We start from the raw sequence: 17,888 nt of genomic DNA, 5'->3' as shown, positions 1-17,888 counted from the left end.
CCCGCTCTATGCTTCCGTCATTCTTCTGTGCCATGCTGGAGGCAGGGCCACGGCGCTTCGCCGGCGGCTGCGACTTGCGGAGGAGTTATGAGGAGCGGTTTGGTGCGGATCGTCGTCGCCGTAGCGGCGGCGTTGCTGATGCTGGCTGCTATGCCGGCCGGCGCGCTCGCCCAGCAGGCGGACGCCGCGCCCCCGCCTGAAAAAGTCAAGCAACTGCTCGATCTCCTGAACGACCCCGACGTCAAGTCCTGGCTGCAGTCGCGCCCCGCCGCTCCGGCCGCCCCCGAAAGCTCCCCCGCAGCCGACGGCCTGACCGAGGTCGAGGCGCGCATCCGCAACCATATCGGCGCGCTGAAGACCGCCCTTGTCAGCTTCCCCCAGCAGCTCGCCAATGCAACCCGCGCGGCTTCCGCCGATGTCAACTCCGGCCGCCCGGGCACGGTGCTGTTCATTCTCGCCGTCCTGATCGCGGTCGGCTACGGCGCCGAGCGGCTGTTCCGCCACCTGCTGCACCGGGCCAGGCGCGATGCCCCGGGCGGCGCGGCGGAACAGCCGCTGCGGCTCCTGACCGATCTCGTTCCGCTGCTCGTGTTCACCCTGGCCAGCGCCGGCCTCTTCCTCGCCTTCGACTGGCCGCCGCTCCTGCGCAAGGTGGTCCTCACCTTTCTTGCCGCCGTCATCCTCTTCCGGCTCGTTCGCACCGTCGCCCGGCAGCTGCTGTCGCCGCAGGGCGCCGATCCCGCCTGTCCGCCGCGCATGGTCGACACCGACGATGCGAGCGCCCGCTTCTGGTTTTCCCGCGTGCAGATGTTCGCGGCGATCTTCCTCGCCGGCTGGGCGGTTGCCAGCTTGATGCCGTCGCTCGGCTTCACTCGCGAGGCCCGGCAGCTGGTGGCCTATGCCTTCGGCCTCGGGCTGCTTGCCGTCTCGATCGACTGCGTGTGGCGCCGTCCGCATTTCCGCACCGTGCCCTCGCCGATGAAGGGATGGCTGCTCACCTTCTACCTGATCATCCTGTGGTTCGTCTGGGTCGCCGAGCTCGTCGGCCTGCTGTGGCTCGGCATCTACGCCCTTCTGCTGCCTAAGGCGGTCTCCGGCGTCGGCCGCATTGCCGACACGCTCGCCGGGGGCCACGGCAGCACCACGCTCTGGGCGATGATCACCCGGGTGCTCATCGTGCGCGGCGCCCGCGCCCTGGTGATCGCGCTTGCCGTCGCCTGGCTAGCCTATGTCTGGCAGTTGACGGCCGCCGCCGTCGGCGAGAGCGAAACCGCCCGCCGCGTCGTCGGCGGCCTGCTCAACGGCATCATCATCCTGCTCGTCGCCGACCTCCTGTGGCAATTGTCGAAGGCCTTGATCGCCCATCGCATGGAGGTGACTGCCGAGCAGGGCGGCACGCCGGAGGAAATGGCGCGCCGCGGCCGGCTGCGGACCCTCTTGCCGATCTTCCGCAACGCGCTCGGCGTCTTCATCGCCATCGTGGCGGTGCTGACCATCCTTTCCGGGATGGGCATCGCCATCGCCCCGCTGATCGCCGGGGCCGGCATCTTCGGCGTGGCCATCGGCTTCGGCTCGCAGACTCTGGTGAAGGACATCATCAGCGGCGTGTTCTTCATGCTCGACGACGCCTTCCGCGTCGGCGAGTACATCCAGAGCGGCAGCTACAAGGGCACGGTGGAAGGCTTCAGCCTGCGCTCGGTGCGGCTGCGCCACCAGCGCGGGCCGATCTTCACCGTGCCGTTCGGCCAGCTCGGCGCCGTGCAGAACATGAGCCGCGACTGGGTGATCGAGAAGATGACGCTCACCGTCACCTACGATTCCGACGTCGAGCAGGCGCGCAAGATCGTCAAGAAGATCGGCCAGGAATTGGCGCAGGACCCGGAGTTCGCCGAAAACACGCTCTCGCCCCTGAAGATGCAGGGCGTCGACAGCTTCGGCGAATCGGGCATCGTGCTGCGCATGAAGCTGATGACCAAGCCCGGCACGCAGTTCACCATCAAGCGCAAGGCCCTGATGATGATCAAGAAGGCCTTCGACGAGAACGGCATCAAGCTGGCGACGCCGACCGTCCAGGTTTCCGGCGGGGCGGAAGAGGCGACCGCCGCGGCCGCCCAGGAGACGCGCCGGCGGCGGCGCAAGGCTACGGAACTCGCAGCCGCCGGCGAGTAGCTGGCGGCTCAGACGAGAAACGGGTGCACGAAGGCCAGCTTGTACGGTCCGCCGTCGACCTTTTCCGACAGGCTTCGCTCGACGATCTTGATGGCCTGCGGAAACCCCTGGTTGCCGTCCATGGTGAGGACGGTGTCGCCGCTGATCGAATGGATCATGCAGACGTGCTTCCAGTACCAGGGCCCCGGCGGCCGCTTCGATTCGTCCTCGCCCTTCCAGTCCCGGGTGTTTGCCCGCACCAGCACGATGTCCGCCCGCTTGAGGTTGGCGGGTGAATAGCCTTCGTTGGTGTCGACGCGCCACATGTTGACCGGACTGCTCGGCTTGCGGCCCCATTCGATGGCGCGCTGCGGCGACCACAGCACCTCGTTGCCGCCGCTGGCGAACGGGTTCGTCTCGCCCTTGATGAAGGCGGCCTGGTCCCAGCACCAGTAGGCGAAGGCGCCGCACCAGTTCAGCGTGTCGCTCTTCATGTAGACGCCAAAGCCGTTCTGCGAATGGCCTATGGAGATGGCGCTGTTCATCTGGTCGCGCGCGACCTCGATGACGGCGTCGCGAAGCGACAGCTTCTGGATATCGTCGCGGAGCTTGGACGTGATCTCGCCGAGCGTGTTGCCGATCTGGCGCGCATCGTTGTTGGAGACGACGGTGATCGGCAGCGGCTTGATCTGGTCGGCGCCGCCGCCCTTCGCCCGCAGCACCGTGCTGCCGACCTCCTTGGCCGTCAGCGTGACCTTGCGGATGGTCTGCTCCTTCTCCCAGGGCGTCAGGCGCGCGTCCTTGTGGATGCCGGCGTCGTCGCCCGCCTCTGCCGAGCAGTCGACGATGGTCCTGCCGTCCACCGGATCCGTCGCCACGTCGAGGCCGCCGCCCGCCACCAGATGGAACACCGTGGGCTTGCGCTTCACCGACATGACCAGCGTGTAGCGGTCCTCGTCATAGCCCGCCCGATCCCCGAAGATTCGCAAATGCGGCATCGGCCATCTCCGTCCGGAACGTCGATGGCGGTTTCATCTAGAGAGGGCTGGTAACGATATGATGCCGTGCCGCCGGAAGCCGGCAACTTGTGGTGAGGCGGTTACCTCCCCAGGCCGCGAGAAACCGTCGGCGGTTGGCGCATGCCGGAGAGAGGCTGCCGATCCCCCTCCCCTTGTTGGGAAGGGTCAGGATGGAAGGAAGCTGCAGCCGCCCGATCTTACCCGCGGTTGCGCGCCGCCAGCGTGCGCAGCCTGAGTGCGTTGAGACGGATGAAGCCGGCTGCGTCCTTCTGGTCGTAGGCGCCGCGGTCGTCCTCGAAGGTCACCAGCGCGTCCGAATAGAGCGATTTCGGCGAGCGGCGGCCGGTGACGATGACATTGCCCTTGTAGAGCTTCAGCCGCACCTCGCCCTCGACGTCCTGCTGGCTCCTGTCGATCAGCGCCTGCAGCATCTCGCGCTCCGGCGCGAACCAGAAACCGTTGTAGATGAGCTCGGCATAGCGCGGCATCAGCTCGTCCTTCAGATGCGCCGCGCCCCGGTCGAGCGTGATCGACTCGATGGCGCGGTGCGCGGCCAGCAGGATCGTGCCGCCCGGCGTCTCGTAGACGCCGCGGCTCTTCATGCCGACAAAGCGGTTCTCGACCAGGTCGAGCCGGCCGATGCCGTTATCGCGGCCGAGGTCGTTGAGCCTGGCCAGCAGCGTCGCCGGCGACAGGCTTTCGCCGTTGATCGCTACCGGGTCACCGTTCTTGAAGGTGATCGTGATCTCGGTGACGACATCGGGAGCGTCCATCGGCGAGACCGTGCGCTGATGCACGAATTCCGGCGGCTCGCTCCACGGATCCTCCAGGACCCTGCCTTCCGAGGAGGAATGCAGCAGGTTGGCGTCGACCGAGAAGGGCGCGTCGCCGCGCTTGTCCTTGGCGATCGGGATCTGGTGCTTCTCGGCGAAGTCGAGCAGGTCGGTGCGCGACTTGAACGACCAGTCGCGCCACGGCGCGATCACCTTGATATCGGGATTGAGCGCATAAGCGGAGAGCTCGAAGCGCACCTGGTCGTTGCCCTTGCCGGTGGAGCCGTGGGCGATGGCGTCGGCCCCGGTCTCCCGTGCGATCTCGACCAAATGCTTTGAGATCAGCGGCCGGGCGATCGACGTGCCGAGCAGGTACTGGCCCTCGTAGACGGCGTTGGCGCGGAACATCGGGAAGACGAAGTCGGAGACGAACTCCTCGCGGACATCGACGATGCGGATGTCCTTGATGCCCATCATCTCGGCCTTCTTGCGCGCCGGCTCGAGCTCGCCGCCCTGGCCGAGATCGGCGGTGAAGGTGACGACCTCGGCGCCGAGCTCGGTCTGCAGCCACTTCAAGATGATCGACGTGTCGAGACCGCCGGAATAGGCGAGCACGACCTTCTTGACGTCTTTCCACTTCGACATGGTGTCTCCGGAATTGCGGAAGCGGCCGGGCCGCCCTGTTTTCGGCCGGCACTATTAGCAGGAATGCCTTGGCGGGCAAGGGCTGCGGACGCTGCGATTCCCGCCTTGTAGGGCTGGCCGATCGCATATGCGTTTACTCCCACCCCTAACCCCTCCCCACAAGGGGGAGGGGAACCGGGCCGGCATCTCCGGCAGGTGCCATCGTCGATGGTTCGCGGGGCATAGCGGCCGCGAAGTCCCCCTCCCCTTGTGGGGAGGGGATAGGGGTGGGGGTACGAAGCAGCGAAAGTCCTGGTCGTCTGTAAGCGATTAACCTGCATGTCGAGGTTCGGACGCACCGCCGCGAACAGCCGTTAACGATCGCTTTGCCTCGATCGGTCACCAATAGGCCGTTCGACCAGATTTCGTGATTCTCCGCAGCCGGCACCATTTCCGCGATGACCAAGCTTCCAGCCAACCCGCAATCGCATGCGCGCAACACCTGGGCGGCCGCTCTGGCGGCCCTCGCCATCCTGCCGTTCCTGTCCGGGCAAGGTGTCGCCGCCGAAGCCTGGCAGGAGGCCGGCAGCGGCGCCGTCGCCATCCTGCCCGTCCCGACCGAAGCGGCCGCCATCACCGGCGGCTCGCTGGTCTGCGCCGAGCAGCGCTGGTCGCTCAGGCTGCGCACCGGGCCGCGCGAGACGCCCACGTCCGCCGTGCCGGCACGCCTCTCCGTCGACGCGAAGACCTATCCGATGCTGGCGGAGCAGCAGGCGAGGACGGTCACCCTGCCGCTGTCCCGCGAGATCGTGGAGGCGCTGAAGGGCGGAAGCCGCCTGACGGCGGAACTGGGCACCGACGACACGGTGGCGGCCACCTTCGCGCTGCGCGGCTCGCGCAAGGTCATCGAGGCGGTTGCGCCGCTGTGCAGCCAGGTCGACATGTCGGCCTACGCGAAGATCGAGCTTTCCGAGACCGACGCCGTCGAAACAGCCCGGTCTCTCCTCGAGGAAGAGATCGGCCTGTTCCGCGCAGCGACCACGGCGACGCCGAAGGTGGCGGCAACCCGCCTCGACCGCGGCGCGGGCAAGGAGATGCTGTTCGCCACGCTGTGCGGCTCGGCCTGGTATTACGGACGCACCGGCTGCGGCCTGTTCGGCTTCGTCCGCACCGGCCCGGTCGGGGACTGGCGCGAGGCCTACAACAGCGAAGGCCTCGCCATCTACACCGACGCCAGCACATCCAATGGCGGCTGGCCGAATCTCGTCACGCTGGATCGCTTCGACCTGGAGCCCATGCACTGGAGCTGGAACGGCGAGCGCTACGAGCCGCGCGATCCGCTGATCGCCGCCGACGAGGACCCGCGGACCGGCACGATAACGCCCTGATCTTCGTCAGCGGCGGTTCGCGAAAAGCTGCCGCCACACATCGTAGCAGGCGAACGCCAGGGTTATGGCGATGACGATCGCCAGGTCGACGCGGCCGACCCTGATGCCGACGATGCCAAGGAAGCCGACGAGGGCGAGCAGCGCCAGCAGCGCGAACAGGCGGTCCATCATCGCGGCCGGTTCCTTCCATGCCTGTCGTTCACCGCCGCCACCTCACCGCCCGTAGACCAGGTTCGGCAGCCAGAAGACCGTCTGCGGGAAGACATACATCACCACCATGCACAGGATGACGATCGCCATATAGGGCATCATGCCGCGAAAGATGTCCGTCAGCTGGACCTGCGGCGGGGCGACGCCCTTCAGGTAATAGGCTGACATCGCCATCGGCGGCGACAGGAACGCCGTCTGCAGGTTGACCGCCACCAGCATGCCGAAGAACAGCGGGTCGATGCCGAAATGCGGCAGCAGCGGCAGGAAGATCGGGATGAAGATGACGATGATCTCCGTCCATTCCAGCGGCCAGCCGAGGATGAAGATGATGATCTGCGCGACGATCAGGAACATCAGCGGCGACATGTCGAGGCCGGTGACGAAATCGCTCACCAGTTGCTGGCCGCCGAGATAGGCGAAGATCGAGGCGAAGGTGGCCGAGCCGACGAACAGCCAGCACACCATCGCCGAGGCCCGCGCGGTGAGATAGACCGATTCCTTCAGCCGCTCCCAGGTCAGCCCGCCATAGGCCGCGGCGAGCACGAGTCCGCCTGCCGCCCCCACGGCCGCCGCTTCGGACGGCGTCGCCAGGCCGAACAGGATCGACGCCAGCACGGACAGGATCAGAACCGCCATCGGGACGAAGGAGACGAGCATCATCCAGCAGATTTGCAGGAAGGTATGGTCGCCGACGTCCTCCTTGCTCGGCCGCGGCGCGATCTCCGGCTTGAGAACGGCACGGCTGACGACATAGAGGAGATAGAGGCCGGCAAGCAGGAAGCCCGGTATCATCGCCGCCGCATACATCCGCACCACCGACACGCCCGAGGTCGCGGCATAGACGATCAGCAGGATCGACGGCGGGATGAGGATGCCGAGCGTGCCGCCGGCGCAGATGACGCCGGTGGCGTAGCGCACGTCGTAGCGCGCCTTCAGCATCGACGGCAGCGCCAGCAGGCCCATCAGCGTGACGACCGCCCCGACGATGCCGCTGGCGGTCGCGAACAGCGTGCAGGTGATCAGCGCCGCCACCGCCATCGAGCCCGGAATCCGGCGGCTGGCGATGTAGAGCGCCGAAAACAGCCGGTCGATGACGTTGGCGCGCTCGACGATGTAGCCCATGAACAGGAACAGCGGGATCGACGTCAGCACGTCGTTCGACATCGTCGAATAGGTCTGGTTGACGAACAGGTCGAAGATGCGGTTGTTGAAGAAGCCGCCGATCCAGGTCTCGGCCAGCGTCCAGCCGTCGGCGCCCGCCTCGACCGCGCGGTTGTAGGCGGCCCACATGCGGCCGGCGTCGTAATAGGCGTAATACCCGACGCCCACGCCCAGCGCCATCAGGGTGAAGGCGACGGGAAAGCCGAGAAATATCGCCAGGATGAGCACCAGCAGCATGCCGACGGCGACCATGGGCTCGGTCATCGGCGTTCTCCGTCTTTGCTCGTCGGTTCCAGGCCGGGAGGAACAGGCGCCGGCTCTGCTCCCGAATGGAGCACATCGAGGCTTTTCGTCTCCAGCAGCACCTTTTCCAGTTCCTCGACGTCGCGCGCATGCGGCGGCCAGGCGCCGGTGCGCATGCAGACGATGCAGCGGAACACCTGCGCGATGCCTTGCAGGAACAGCAGGATGCCGGCCGCGACGATGACCGTCTTGAGCTGGTAGACCGGAATGTTGGCCGGGCTCATGTTGCTGACTTCGAGATAGCGCCAGGAGCGCGCCGCATATTTCCAGCCGGCGAAGATCAGCGCCAGGACGCCGGGAAAGAAGAACAGGAAATAAAGGACGAACTCGACCCTCGCCTGCGTCCGCGGCTGCCACAGCCGGTAGAGGAAGTCGCCGCGGACATGGCCGTCCCGCGACAGCGTGTAGGCCCCCGCCATCATGAACAGCGTCCCGTACAGCATGTAGGACAGGTCGAAGGCCCAGGGCGTCGGGGCACGGAAGGCATACCGCACGACGACCTCGTAGCCGACGCCGAGCGTCATGCCGAGGATGCACCAGGCGAACACTTTTCCGAACCAGGCCGACAGCCTGTCGGCGAATGCGATGTATCGTTCCACGCGCCACCGCCCGGTAAGCTGGCCAGGTTCGAGGCCGTCCGGCGCGATTCCGCCGGACGGCGCTTCAGCCGTCGATCGTCAGATCTTGCCCGGGAAATAGTGCTGATAGGCGAGCTTGTAGTCGGGCGCGTTCTGCAGGCTGTAGAAGACGACGCGCTCGCACCATGCCTTCTGGCTGTCGACCACTTTCTTGAAGAACGGGTCGTCCATCAGCGGCGGCAGGATCTTGTCCCAGGCCTCGAGCTGGGCCTTGAGCACGGTGTCCGGCGTGCGCTTGACGTTGACGCCGCTTTCGCTGGCGAGCTTCTGCAGGTCGGCGGAGTACTGGTTCATGGCGAGCGCGTAGTTGGCGAGGTGCGCGGCTTCGACGCCGTGCTTCAGGATCGCCTGCAGGTCGGGCTCGAGGCTCTCGAACTTGTCCCGGTTGAAGATGTATTCGAAGGATTCGCTCGCCTGGTGATAGGAGGCGAGCATGTAGTTCTTGGCCACGTCCTGCGCGCCGAAGCGCATGTCGGAGGTCGGATTGTTGAACTCGAAGCCGTCGATCACCCCGCGTTCCATGGCCGGCACGATCTCGCCGCCCGGAAGCTGGGCGACCGAGGCGCCCATCGACTGGAACAGGTCCGCAGCCAGGCCCACCGTGCGGTATTTCAGGCCCTGCAGCTGCGCGGCGTCGGTGATCTCGCTCTTGAACCAGCCGAGCGGCTGCGCCGGCATGCCGAAGGAGAGGAAGCCGACGACGTTGAGGCCGAGAATGTCCTGCGTCAGCTCGCGGTAGAACTCCTGGCCGCCGCCGTAATAGAGCCAGGCGATCATCTGGTTGGCGTCGCCGCCGAACACCGGTCCGGTGCCGAACAGCGAGGCGGCCTTGTTCTTGCCGTACCAGTAGACCGGGACGGTATGCGCGGCGTCGATGACTCCGTCATGGCAGCCGTCCTGCACCTGGAAGGCGCCGACGACCGCACCGGCCGGCAGCAGGTCGATCTTCAGCCGGCCTCCCGACATCGCCTGGACGCGGTCGACATATTGCTGCGCCATCTCCTGGAAGACATCGGATGCCGGCCAGGACGACTGCATCTTGAGCACGACCGGCGCCTGCGCCAGCACCGCGGGCGCGGCGAGCGTGCTGGCCGCGGCCGCGGCGCCGCCGACCGTCGAGGTTTTCAGGAATCGTCTGCGTGAGATTGCCTTCTCGGCCATTTCGCATTCCTCCCATTTGCCGTGATCTTCGTCACGCTGCCGGACCAGAATAGGCCAAGAGGCCTGCGATGCAAGACGGGGCGCCCTACAACTTAGGACTACGATGCCAGCCCTTGGCGGGTGCGGGCCGCCCGGCCGTCGTTCTGGATGAATCGGTTTACCATTGCGCACGAGTTTTCCGCCGGGAACGGCGGATTCGGCGCAGCTTCGTCCGGGTTTATTGAGCGATTAAGTCGACTTTCACCTCTTTGCGGCACGGTCGCCATAATGACCGCGCCTAGATGCGACCGTATCGGCGCCGTGTCCTTTAAATCGGTCGCTTGGGCAGGCGTCGGGTCGGTTTCATGCGGGTGATCACGTGCATCGCCACGGAGCACAATCTGTGGCTAGTGCTTCTTGCGGCCTTCATGTGCGTGGTCGGCTGCGGGGTGACCCTGGGCCTTTTCCAGCGGGCCACGAAGACCGCCGGCCTGCAGCGGCGCGGGTGGCTGTTCCTGACAGCGGTCGCCGCCGGCTCCTCGGTCTGGTGCACGCATTTCATCGCCATGCTCGCCTATGTTCCGGGCGTGCCGATCACCTTCGACCCTTTCCTGACGATGATGTCGCTGCTGATCGCCATGGTGGGCAGCGGAGCAGGTTTTGCCCTAGCCACCAACGATCGCCTGCACCTTGCTCCCGAGGTCGGCGGCGCCCTCGTCGGCGCCTCCCTCTCGGCCATGCATTTCACCGGAATGGCCGCCTATCACATGGCCGGCATCGTCGAATGGGACGCCGGACATGTAACGGCCTCGATCGTCATCGCCGTCGTGTTCTCGGCGCTGGCCGTGGGCCAGGCGGTGCGGCGGCCCCGGCGCTGGTCGCTCCACGCCGGCATCGGCATCCTCGTCCTGGCCATCGTCGGCCTGCATTTCACCGCCATGGCGGCGCTGATGGTGGAGCCGATCTCGTTCATATCCGCCGGCACCAATCCCGAAATCCTCGAGGCCATGGCGGTCGCGGTGCTGGTGGTCGGGCTGATCATCGCGGCGGCCGGCTTCGCCAGCCACCTGATCGACGAGGACGTCCGCGTCGAGAGTTTCGAGCGGCTCCAGCACCTGGCCCTCAACGATACGCTGACCGGCCTGCCCAACCGCATGTATTTCAGCGACCACCTGGACCACGAGATCGGCCGCGCCGATGACGAGACCAGGATCGCCGTGATCGTCATCGACCTCGACCGCTTCAAGGAGATCAACGACCTGCGCGGCCACGCCGCCGGCGACGAGGCCCTGAAGACGGTCGGCAGGCGGCTGAACAGGCTGCTCAGGGACGGCGAGTTCGCGGCGCGGCTGGGCGGCGATGAGTTCGCCGCGGTGAAGCGGTTCAAGGACCAGAAGGAGCTGCTCGAGCTGGTCGAGCGCCTAGAGACGGCGCTGTTCGAGCCGCTGCAGGTCGAGGATTTCGAGCTGACGACCGGAGCCAGCATCGGCGTGGCGGTCTATCCGCATGACGGGACCGACCGTGAGCGGCTGGTCGGCAACGCCGATCTGGCCATGTACCGGGCCAAGGCCGACGTGTCCCGGGCGGTGTGTTTCTACGAGCCCGGCATGGACGAGGCGGCGCGCGACCGGCGCGCGCTGGCCAACGACCTGCGCCAGGCGATCGAGCGCGGCGAGCTTGCGCTGCACTACCAGGTGCAGACCTCCGTCTCGACCGGAGAGATCCGCGGCTACGAGGCGCTGCTGCGCTGGAAGCATCCCGAGCGCGGCATGATCCCGCCGGCGGAGTTCATACCGGTCGCCGAGGAGAACGGCTCCATCCTGGCGATCGGCGAGTGGGTGCTGCGCACCGCCTGCCGCCATGCTGCCGCCTGGGACAACACGCACAAGATCGCCGTCAATCTCTCGCCGGTGCAGTTCGCCCATGTGGACCTGGCACGGCTGGTGCACGAAGTGCTGCTGGAAACGGGGCTGGCGCCGAAAAGGCTGGAGCTCGAGCTGACCGAATCGACGATCATCGCCGACAAGGCGCGCACGCTGCATGCCCTGCGCCGGATCAAGGCGCTGGGCGTGACCGTCGCGATCGACGATTTCGGCACCGGCTACTCGTCACTCGACACGCTGCGCTCGTTTCCGTTCGACAAGATCAAGCTCGACCGGTCGTTCATGGCCGACGTCGAGCGCAGCCCGCAGGCCAAGGCGATCATCCGCGCCGTGCTGACGCTCGGCCGCAGCCTCGAGATTCCGGTGCTCGCCGAGGGCGTCGAGACGCAGATGCAGCTCTCGATCCTCCAGGTGGAAGGCTGCAACGAGGCGCAGGGCTACCTGCTCGGCCGGCCGCGACCCATCGACGAGATCGACCTGGCTGAAGCGGCCGGCGACGGCGCGGCGGCCGAGCCGGTCTTCGCCGCGGGCCAGCGCCGCTACGGGTGACGGGGAAGCGAGGCACCGTCTGGCGCCGGCGGCCTGGTTCGGCTATAGCCGGCGCTTCGTCGCCATGGGCCGTGTCATGACCTTTGTCCCCGACCTTTCCATCATCCTGCAATTCGCGATCGCCACCTTCATCATCGCCATCACGCCCGGCCCAGACATGACCCTGTTCGTCGGGCGCGCGCTGTCGGAAGGCCGCGCCTCGGGCTTCGCCTGCATGCTCGGCGCGATGACCGGCATCGTCATCCACACCGCCCTGGTGGCGCTCGGCCTGTCGGCCCTGATCGTCGCCTCGCCGCAGGCCTTCCTGGTGCTGAAGATCTTCGGCGCCGGCTATCTCGTCTGGCTGGCGTGGCAGGCGATCTCCAAGGGCTCGGCCTTCTCGCCGGACGCGACACCGCGCAAGCCGCGCTCGCTCGTCCAGAACTGGGCGACCGGCCTCGGCATCAACCTGATGAACCCGAAGATCATCCTGTTCTTCATGACCTTCCTGCCGCAGTTCGTGTCGGCCAGCGATCCGGGCGCGCCGGGAAAGCTGTTCTTCCTCGGCCTCATGTTCATCGTGCTGTCGCTTCCGGTCACCGCGCCGATGGTGATCGCCGCCGACCGCTTCGCCGGCCTGCTGCGCAAGAGCCCGCGCGTTACCCGGATCGTCGACTATCTGTTCGCCGGCGTGTTTTCAGCCTTCGCCCTTAAGATTCTCACGGCGCAGGCGAAATAGGGCGACGCTTCCCGCCTCCCGCCGGCAGCGGGGCAATCGCATGGTGATTTCGCCGCTTCGTACCCCCACCCCTAACCCCTCCCCTCAAGGGGGAGGGGGACCTTGTGGCCGCCATGCGGCGCGAAACCGTCGCCGATTGACGCCTGACAGAGCCGCAAGCTGGTCCCCTCCCCCTTGAGGGGCGGGGTTAGGGGTGGGGGTAGTCTGCCGAGCAACTCCCGAGAATCTGCTGTGCGACGGACGGAGAGAAAACCCGCCTCAGCGCCACATATTGGCCGCGCCGGAATATTCCGGCAGCGGCGCGGAGCGGCCGTCCGCCCCCGACAGCGGCCATGCCTCCTCGACCACGTAGGGCCCGCCGCCGACCGAGTCGCGCGACGACATCAGCACGAAGCGGCCGACCTTGAAGGGCGCGGCCGAAAAATTGCCGCGCGCCGACAGGTAGGCCGCGACGTCGGCCGGGCTCGAATTGCGCAGCCGCGCCAGCGTGACGTGGGGTGTGAACTTGCGGGGATCGGCGGGCATGCCGATGCGCTGGCAGATGCGCTCGATCTCCGCCTGCAGCGCATTGAGGTCGGGCGAAGCGACGGCGCCGGCCCATACCGAATGCGGCTTCTTGCCGCCGAAGGCGCCGACGCCGGCGAGCCTGAGTTGGAAAGACGGCCGCCGCACCCGGTCGAGCGCGTTGGCGATCTCGTCGGCGACATGGCCTTCGACGTCGCCGATGAAGCGCAGGGTGATGTGGTAGTTCTCGACATCGATCCAGCGCGCGCCGGGCAGGCCTCCGCGCAGGAGCGACAGCGACAAGGCGGCGTCACGGGGAATTTCGAGGGCGGTGAAAAGACGCGGCATGAACAGCCTCCCTTCCTCGAATCGGAACTCGCATGCCTACGGAATCATCGAACGGCGACGACGGCAAGCGTTTTATGTGCATTGCAACAGATAACGCTTCCCCTACCGGAAGGTTTCGCCGGGCACCGGCGGGGTCAGGTCGCGCCCGTCTCCGCCAGCACCTTCTCGATGACCGGCAGGAAGCGCTCGACCATGCGGTCGACGCCGGCGGCGTTGGGGTGCATGCCATCGTCGAGCAGGAACTGCCGGTCGGCGGCGACCCCGTCGAGGAAGAACGGATAGAGGACGAGACCGTGCGCCTGCGCCAGGTCAGGATAGATCGCGTCGAACGCCTGCTGGTAGTCCGGCCCGAGATTGGGGGCGGCGCGCATGCCGGCGAGCAGCACCGTGATGCCGCGTGCCTTGAGCCGGGTGATCATGTCGTCGAGATTCCTGCGCGTGATGTCGGGAGTGACGCCGCGCAGCATGTCGTTGGCGCCAAGCTCGAGGATGACGATGTCGGTGCCGTCGGGAACCGACCAGTCGAGCCGCGCAAGACCGCCGCTGGTGGTGTCGCCCGAGACCCCGGCATTGGCGATCACGACATCGTGACCTTTCGTGTCGAGCGCGGCCTGCAGCTTTTCTGGAAAGCTTTTGCCGGCATCGAGGCCGAATCCGGCCGTCAGGCTGTCGCCGAACGCGACGATCTGGCGCGGCTCGGCCGCCGCGCCGCCGATTGTCATCATGGCTGCCGCCACCAATGCTGCCGCGGAAAGGATGAACCGTTTGAAAGCCATGCCTTAAAGCCCATATGACGAAAACGCGCCTGAAATCCTCGCCTCCATATAGGACCAAACCGTGACCGCAGAAGCCGTCATCGAACTTCGCGACGTTTCCTTGACTCTCGGCGAAGGTGCTTCGTCCGTTCACGTGCTGAAAGGGATCAGCCTCGACGTGACCGCCGGCGAGACCGCCGGCATCGTCGGCCCGTCCGGCTCCGGCAAGTCGACGCTGCTGATGGTGCTGGCGGGGCTGGAAAGCGTCGATTCCGGCACGGTCAAGATCGCCGGGCAATTGCTCAACGGCCGCAGCGAGGACGAGATCGCCGCCTTCCGCGGCCGCACCATCGGCATCGTCTTCCAGTCCTTCCACCTGATCCCCAATATGACCGCCCTGGAGAACGTCGCCGTGCCGCTGGAGCTGGCCGGCCATGCCGATCCGTTCGCCGCCGCAAGGCGCGAGCTCGCCGCGGTCGGCCTCAGCGAGCGGCTGACGCATTATCCCGGCGAGCTTTCCGGCGGCGAGCAGCAGCGCGTAGCGATCGCCCGCGCGCTGGCGCCCTCCCCGCGCATCCTCATCGCCGACGAGCCGACCGGTAATCTCGACCAGGCGACCGGCCGCCAGATCGCCGACCTGCTGTTCTCGGAAGCGCGCGAGCGCGGCACCACGCTGGTGCTGGTCACCCACGACCCGGCGCTTGCCGCCCGCTGCTCGCGCCAGATCGCCATGCGCTCGGGGCGCATCGAGACGGAAGCCGAGCGCCCCCACCTGGTCAGCGCCAATGCCTGACCGGACGCCGGCAGGCGAATGCCGCGCTCTGTCCTGCCGGACATCTCCCCCAGGAGGTGGGGCAATCGCATACGGAATTACTCCCACCCCTAACCCCTCCCCTCAAGGGGGAGGGGAACTTTGCGGCCGCCATGCCACACGAAGCCGTCGACGATTGGCGTTTGGCGGAGACGCACGCCGGTCCCCCTCCCCCTTGAGGGGAGGGGTTAGGGGTGGGGGTACGACGCGACCGAATTCCTTGCTGTTTGTGGTACATGTCCGGCAGGACAGAGGGGGGCAACGTAGGGCGCCTGCAATTCCGCAAAGGGGCGCTGCCGCATGAGCATCTTGCGCTCCTTCCGCCTCGCGCTCCGCTTCGCGCTGCGCGAGATGCGCGGCGGCCTTTCCGGCTTCCTCATCTTCCTCACCTGCATCGCGCTCGGCGTAGGCGCGATCGGCGGCGTCAATTCGGTGGCGCAGGCGATCTCGTCCGGCGTCGCCACCGAGGGCCAGGCGCTGCTCGGCGGCGACATCCGCTTCGCCCTCAACCAGCGCGAGGCGACGCCAGACGAGCGCGCCTTCCTCGACAGGCTCGGCACGCTGGCCGTCAGCGCCGGCATGCGTTCGATGGCGCGCCTGGAGGACGGCTCCGACCAGGCCCTGGTCGAGGCCAAGGCGGTTGACGCCGCCTATCCGCTCTACGGCACGCTCGTCACCCGGCCCGCCCTGCCCGCGCCGGATCTGTTCGCCGAAGAGGACGGGGTCTACGGCGCCGCCGCGGCCGATCTCCTGTTCGAGCGGCTCGGCCTCGAGCCGGGCAGCCGCATCAAGCTCGGCGGCGCCACCTTCGAGCTGCGCGCCGTGCTCGCCTCCGAGCCCGACGCCATCTCCGACGGTTTTGGCTTCGCCCCCCGGCTTCTGGTCTCGTTGGAGGGCCTGCGCGCCTCCGGCCTGGTGCAGCCAGGCAGCCTGGTCGAGCACCAGTACAAGGTCCGCCTGCCCGCCGGCAGCGGCGAGGCCGACCTTGCCGCGATCCGCGCCGAGGCGGCCGAAAAATTCCCGGAAGCCGGCTGGAGCATCCGCACCCGCACCAGCGCGGCCCCGGCGCTCTCCTCCAACATCGAGCGCTTTTCGCAGTTCCTCACTTTGGTCGGGCTGACGGCGCTGGTGGTCGGCGGCGTCGGGGTGGCCAACGCGGTCGGCGCCTATCTCGACGGCAAGCGCGGCGTCATCGCCACCTTCAAGAGCCTCGGCGCCTCCGGCGGCTTCGTCTTCGCGCTCTATCTCGCGCAGATCCTGATCATCGCCGGCTTCGGCGTCGTCATCGGCCTGGCGCTCGCCGCGCTCATGCCCTTCGCCGCCAGCGCGGCCCTTTCCTCCTTCATCCCGGTGCCGGCCGAGGGCGGCGTCTATCCCGGCGCGCTGGCGCTGGCCGCCGGCTTCGGCGTGCTGGTGACGCTTGCCTTCGCCGTCCTGCCGCTGGGGCGCGCCCGCGCCGTGCCGGCGACGGCCCTGTTCCGCGAGATGGGGATCGGCGGCCGCGGTCTTCCACGCTGGCCCTATGTGGCGCTGGCGATCGGCATCGCCGTCCTGCTTGCGGCGCTGTCCATCTGGTTCGCCACCGACCGTCGCATCGCCACGATCTTCGTCGGCGCCGCCGTGGCCGCCTTCATCGTGCTGCGCGGCGTCGGCCTCGGCGTGCAATGGCTGGCGCGCCGGGCGCCGCGGCTGCGCTCCACCGCGCTGCGGCTCGCCGTCGGCAACATCCACCGCCCCGGCGCGCTGACGCCCTCTGTCGTGCTGTCGCTCGGCCTCGGCCTGACCCTGCTGGTGACGCTGGCGCTGATCGACGGCGACCTGCGGCGCCAGATCTCCGGCAGCCTGCCGGAGCAGGCGCCGAACTTCTTCTTCGTCGACATCCAGGCGGCCGACGTCGACGCCTTCTCCAGTCTGGTCACCGGGCTGGCGCCGGACGGCAAGCTGGTGCGGGTGCCGATGCTACGCGGCCGCGTCATGGCGCTGAACGGCGTCGACGTGCAGAAGATCACGGTGCCGCCGGAGGGCGCCTGGGTGCTGCGCGGCGACCGCGGCATCACCTATGCGGCGAATATTCCGGAGAACGCGACGCTCAGCGCCGGCGCCTGGTGGCCGCGGGACTACGCCGGCGAGCCGCTGGTCTCGTTCTCCTCGGAAGAAGCCGGCCAGCTCGGCTTGAAGATCGGCGACACGGTGACGGTCAACGTGCTCGGCCGCAACATCACCGCAAGGATCGCCAGCCTGCGCGACGTGCAGTGGGAATCCATGGGCATCAACTTCGTGATGGTGTTCTCGCCCAACACCTTCGCCGGCGCGCCGCATGCCTGGCTCGCTACCCTGATGGCGCCCGACGCCACGCTGGCCGAGGAGGCGCAGGTGCTGAACCAGGTCACCCGCGCCTATCCGGCCGTCACCACGGTCCGGGTCAAGGACGCGCTCGACATCGTCAACCGGCTGGTGGCGCAGCTCGGCACGGCGATCCGCGCCGCGGCAAGCGTCGCCCTGCTCGCCTCCGTGCTGGTGCTTGCCGGCGCGCTCGCCGCCGGCAACCGCGCGCGCATCCACGACGCCGTGGTGCTGAAGACGCTCGGCGCCACGCGGCGCACGCTGATCGCCGCCTTCTCGCTCGAATACATGCTGATCGGCCTGGCCACCGCCGTCTTCGCGCTGGTCGCCGGCGGCGTGGCGGCGTGGTTCGTGGTGACCAGGGTGATGACCCTGCCGTCCAGTTTCTCGCCGGCGGTGGCCGTGTCGACCGTGGCGATCGCGCTGGTGCTCACCGTCGGCATCGGCCTGATCGGCACCTGGCGGGTGCTCGGGCACAAGGCGGCGCCGGTGTTGCGGGAACTGTAGGCGGTAGGGCTGTAGGGCAGTAGGGCAGTAGGGCAGTAGGGCAGTAGGGCAGTAGGGCAGTAGGGC

14 protein-coding genes are annotated in these 17,888 nt (G+C 67.5%); 6 read left to right on the top strand and 8 right to left on the bottom strand.

Going from position 1 to position 17,888, the window contains the following annotated elements; all coding sequences use genetic code 11:
- The first annotated feature begins 102 nt into the window (after nt 1-102).
- Nucleotides 103-2,169, top strand: coding sequence for a mechanosensitive ion channel family protein (locus AC5JDC_RS13810; protein ID WP_495841894.1), 2,067 nt, complete (start codon nt 103-105; stop codon nt 2,167-2,169).
- A gap of 8 nt (nt 2,170-2,177) precedes the next feature.
- Here the strand turns inward: AC5JDC_RS13810 and AC5JDC_RS13805 are convergent, their stop codons facing one another.
- Both AC5JDC_RS13805 and AC5JDC_RS13800 read right to left on the bottom strand, forming a co-directional pair.
- On the bottom strand, nt 2,178-3,146 hold the full coding sequence (locus AC5JDC_RS13805; RefSeq protein WP_495841892.1) for a hypothetical protein: 969 nt from the start codon (nt 3,144-3,146) through the stop codon (nt 2,178-2,180).
- Nucleotides 3,147-3,364: 218 nt separating this feature from the next.
- Nucleotides 3,365-4,585 carry an argininosuccinate synthase gene (locus tag AC5JDC_RS13800; RefSeq protein WP_106775062.1) on the bottom strand — a complete coding sequence of 407 codons (1,221 nt, stop codon included), beginning with the start codon at nt 4,583-4,585 and terminating at the stop codon, nt 3,365-3,367.
- A gap of 437 nt (nt 4,586-5,022) precedes the next feature.
- On the opposite strand from AC5JDC_RS13800, the gene AC5JDC_RS13795 reads away from it, so the two are divergent.
- Entirely contained in the window at nt 5,023-5,952 is a 930-nt protein-coding gene (locus AC5JDC_RS13795; RefSeq protein WP_495841890.1) for a hypothetical protein, read from the top strand.
- 6 nt (nt 5,953-5,958) lie between these two features.
- Here the strand turns inward: AC5JDC_RS13795 and AC5JDC_RS13790 are convergent, their stop codons facing one another.
- The 4 genes from AC5JDC_RS13790 to AC5JDC_RS13775 form a co-directional block, all read right to left on the bottom strand.
- Nucleotides 5,959-6,123, bottom strand: coding sequence for a hypothetical protein (locus AC5JDC_RS13790; protein WP_165816218.1), 165 nt, complete (start codon nt 6,121-6,123; stop codon nt 5,959-5,961).
- A 42-nt stretch (nt 6,124-6,165) separates the two neighbouring features.
- The gene (locus AC5JDC_RS13785; protein ID WP_106775060.1) at nt 6,166-7,587 is read right to left on the bottom strand and encodes a TRAP transporter large permease; all 1,422 of its coding nucleotides are present in this window, start codon (nt 7,585-7,587) and stop codon (nt 6,166-6,168) included.
- On the bottom strand, nt 7,584-8,225 hold the full coding sequence (locus AC5JDC_RS13780) for a TRAP transporter small permease subunit (RefSeq protein ID WP_495841887.1): 642 nt from the start codon (nt 8,223-8,225) through the stop codon (nt 7,584-7,586). Before AC5JDC_RS13780 ends, AC5JDC_RS13785 begins: the two co-directional genes overlap by 4 nt.
- A gap of 78 nt (nt 8,226-8,303) precedes the next feature.
- Entirely contained in the window at nt 8,304-9,425 is a 1,122-nt protein-coding gene (locus AC5JDC_RS13775; protein ID WP_495841885.1) for a TRAP transporter substrate-binding protein, read from the bottom strand.
- 344 nt (nt 9,426-9,769) lie between these two features.
- Between AC5JDC_RS13775 and AC5JDC_RS13770 the strand changes: the two genes are divergently transcribed.
- Both AC5JDC_RS13770 and AC5JDC_RS13765 read left to right on the top strand, forming a co-directional pair.
- A complete protein-coding gene (locus tag AC5JDC_RS13770; RefSeq protein WP_495841883.1) occupies nt 9,770-11,836 on the top strand; it encodes a putative bifunctional diguanylate cyclase/phosphodiesterase in 2,067 nt (688 codons plus the stop codon).
- 76 nt (nt 11,837-11,912) lie between these two features.
- Nucleotides 11,913-12,554 carry a LysE family translocator gene (locus AC5JDC_RS13765; protein ID WP_495841881.1) on the top strand — a complete coding sequence of 214 codons (642 nt, stop codon included), beginning with the start codon at nt 11,913-11,915 and terminating at the stop codon, nt 12,552-12,554.
- A gap of 258 nt (nt 12,555-12,812) precedes the next feature.
- Here the strand turns inward: AC5JDC_RS13765 and thpR are convergent, their stop codons facing one another.
- Complete coding sequence (gene thpR / locus AC5JDC_RS13760) at nt 12,813-13,406, bottom strand: RNA 2',3'-cyclic phosphodiesterase (protein WP_106775056.1); 594 nt, start codon at nt 13,404-13,406, stop codon at nt 12,813-12,815.
- Between the two features lie 134 nt (nt 13,407-13,540).
- Nucleotides 13,541-14,182 (bottom strand): arylesterase, encoded by a 642-nt coding sequence (locus AC5JDC_RS13755; protein WP_495841879.1) that lies wholly within the window; start codon nt 14,180-14,182, stop codon nt 13,541-13,543.
- A gap of 61 nt (nt 14,183-14,243) precedes the next feature.
- Between AC5JDC_RS13755 and AC5JDC_RS13750 the strand changes: the two genes are divergently transcribed.
- Both AC5JDC_RS13750 and AC5JDC_RS13745 read left to right on the top strand, forming a co-directional pair.
- Complete coding sequence (locus AC5JDC_RS13750; protein ID WP_495841877.1) at nt 14,244-14,954, top strand: ABC transporter ATP-binding protein; 711 nt, start codon at nt 14,244-14,246, stop codon at nt 14,952-14,954.
- Between the two features lie 318 nt (nt 14,955-15,272).
- Nucleotides 15,273-17,822 carry an ABC transporter permease gene (locus tag AC5JDC_RS13745; protein ID WP_495841875.1) on the top strand — a complete coding sequence of 850 codons (2,550 nt, stop codon included), beginning with the start codon at nt 15,273-15,275 and terminating at the stop codon, nt 17,820-17,822.
- The last annotated feature ends 66 nt before the right edge of the window (nt 17,823-17,888 follow it).

Source organism: Kumtagia sp. (assembly GCF_059502445.1).
This window is presented reverse-complemented; position numbering and strand designations above follow the sequence as displayed.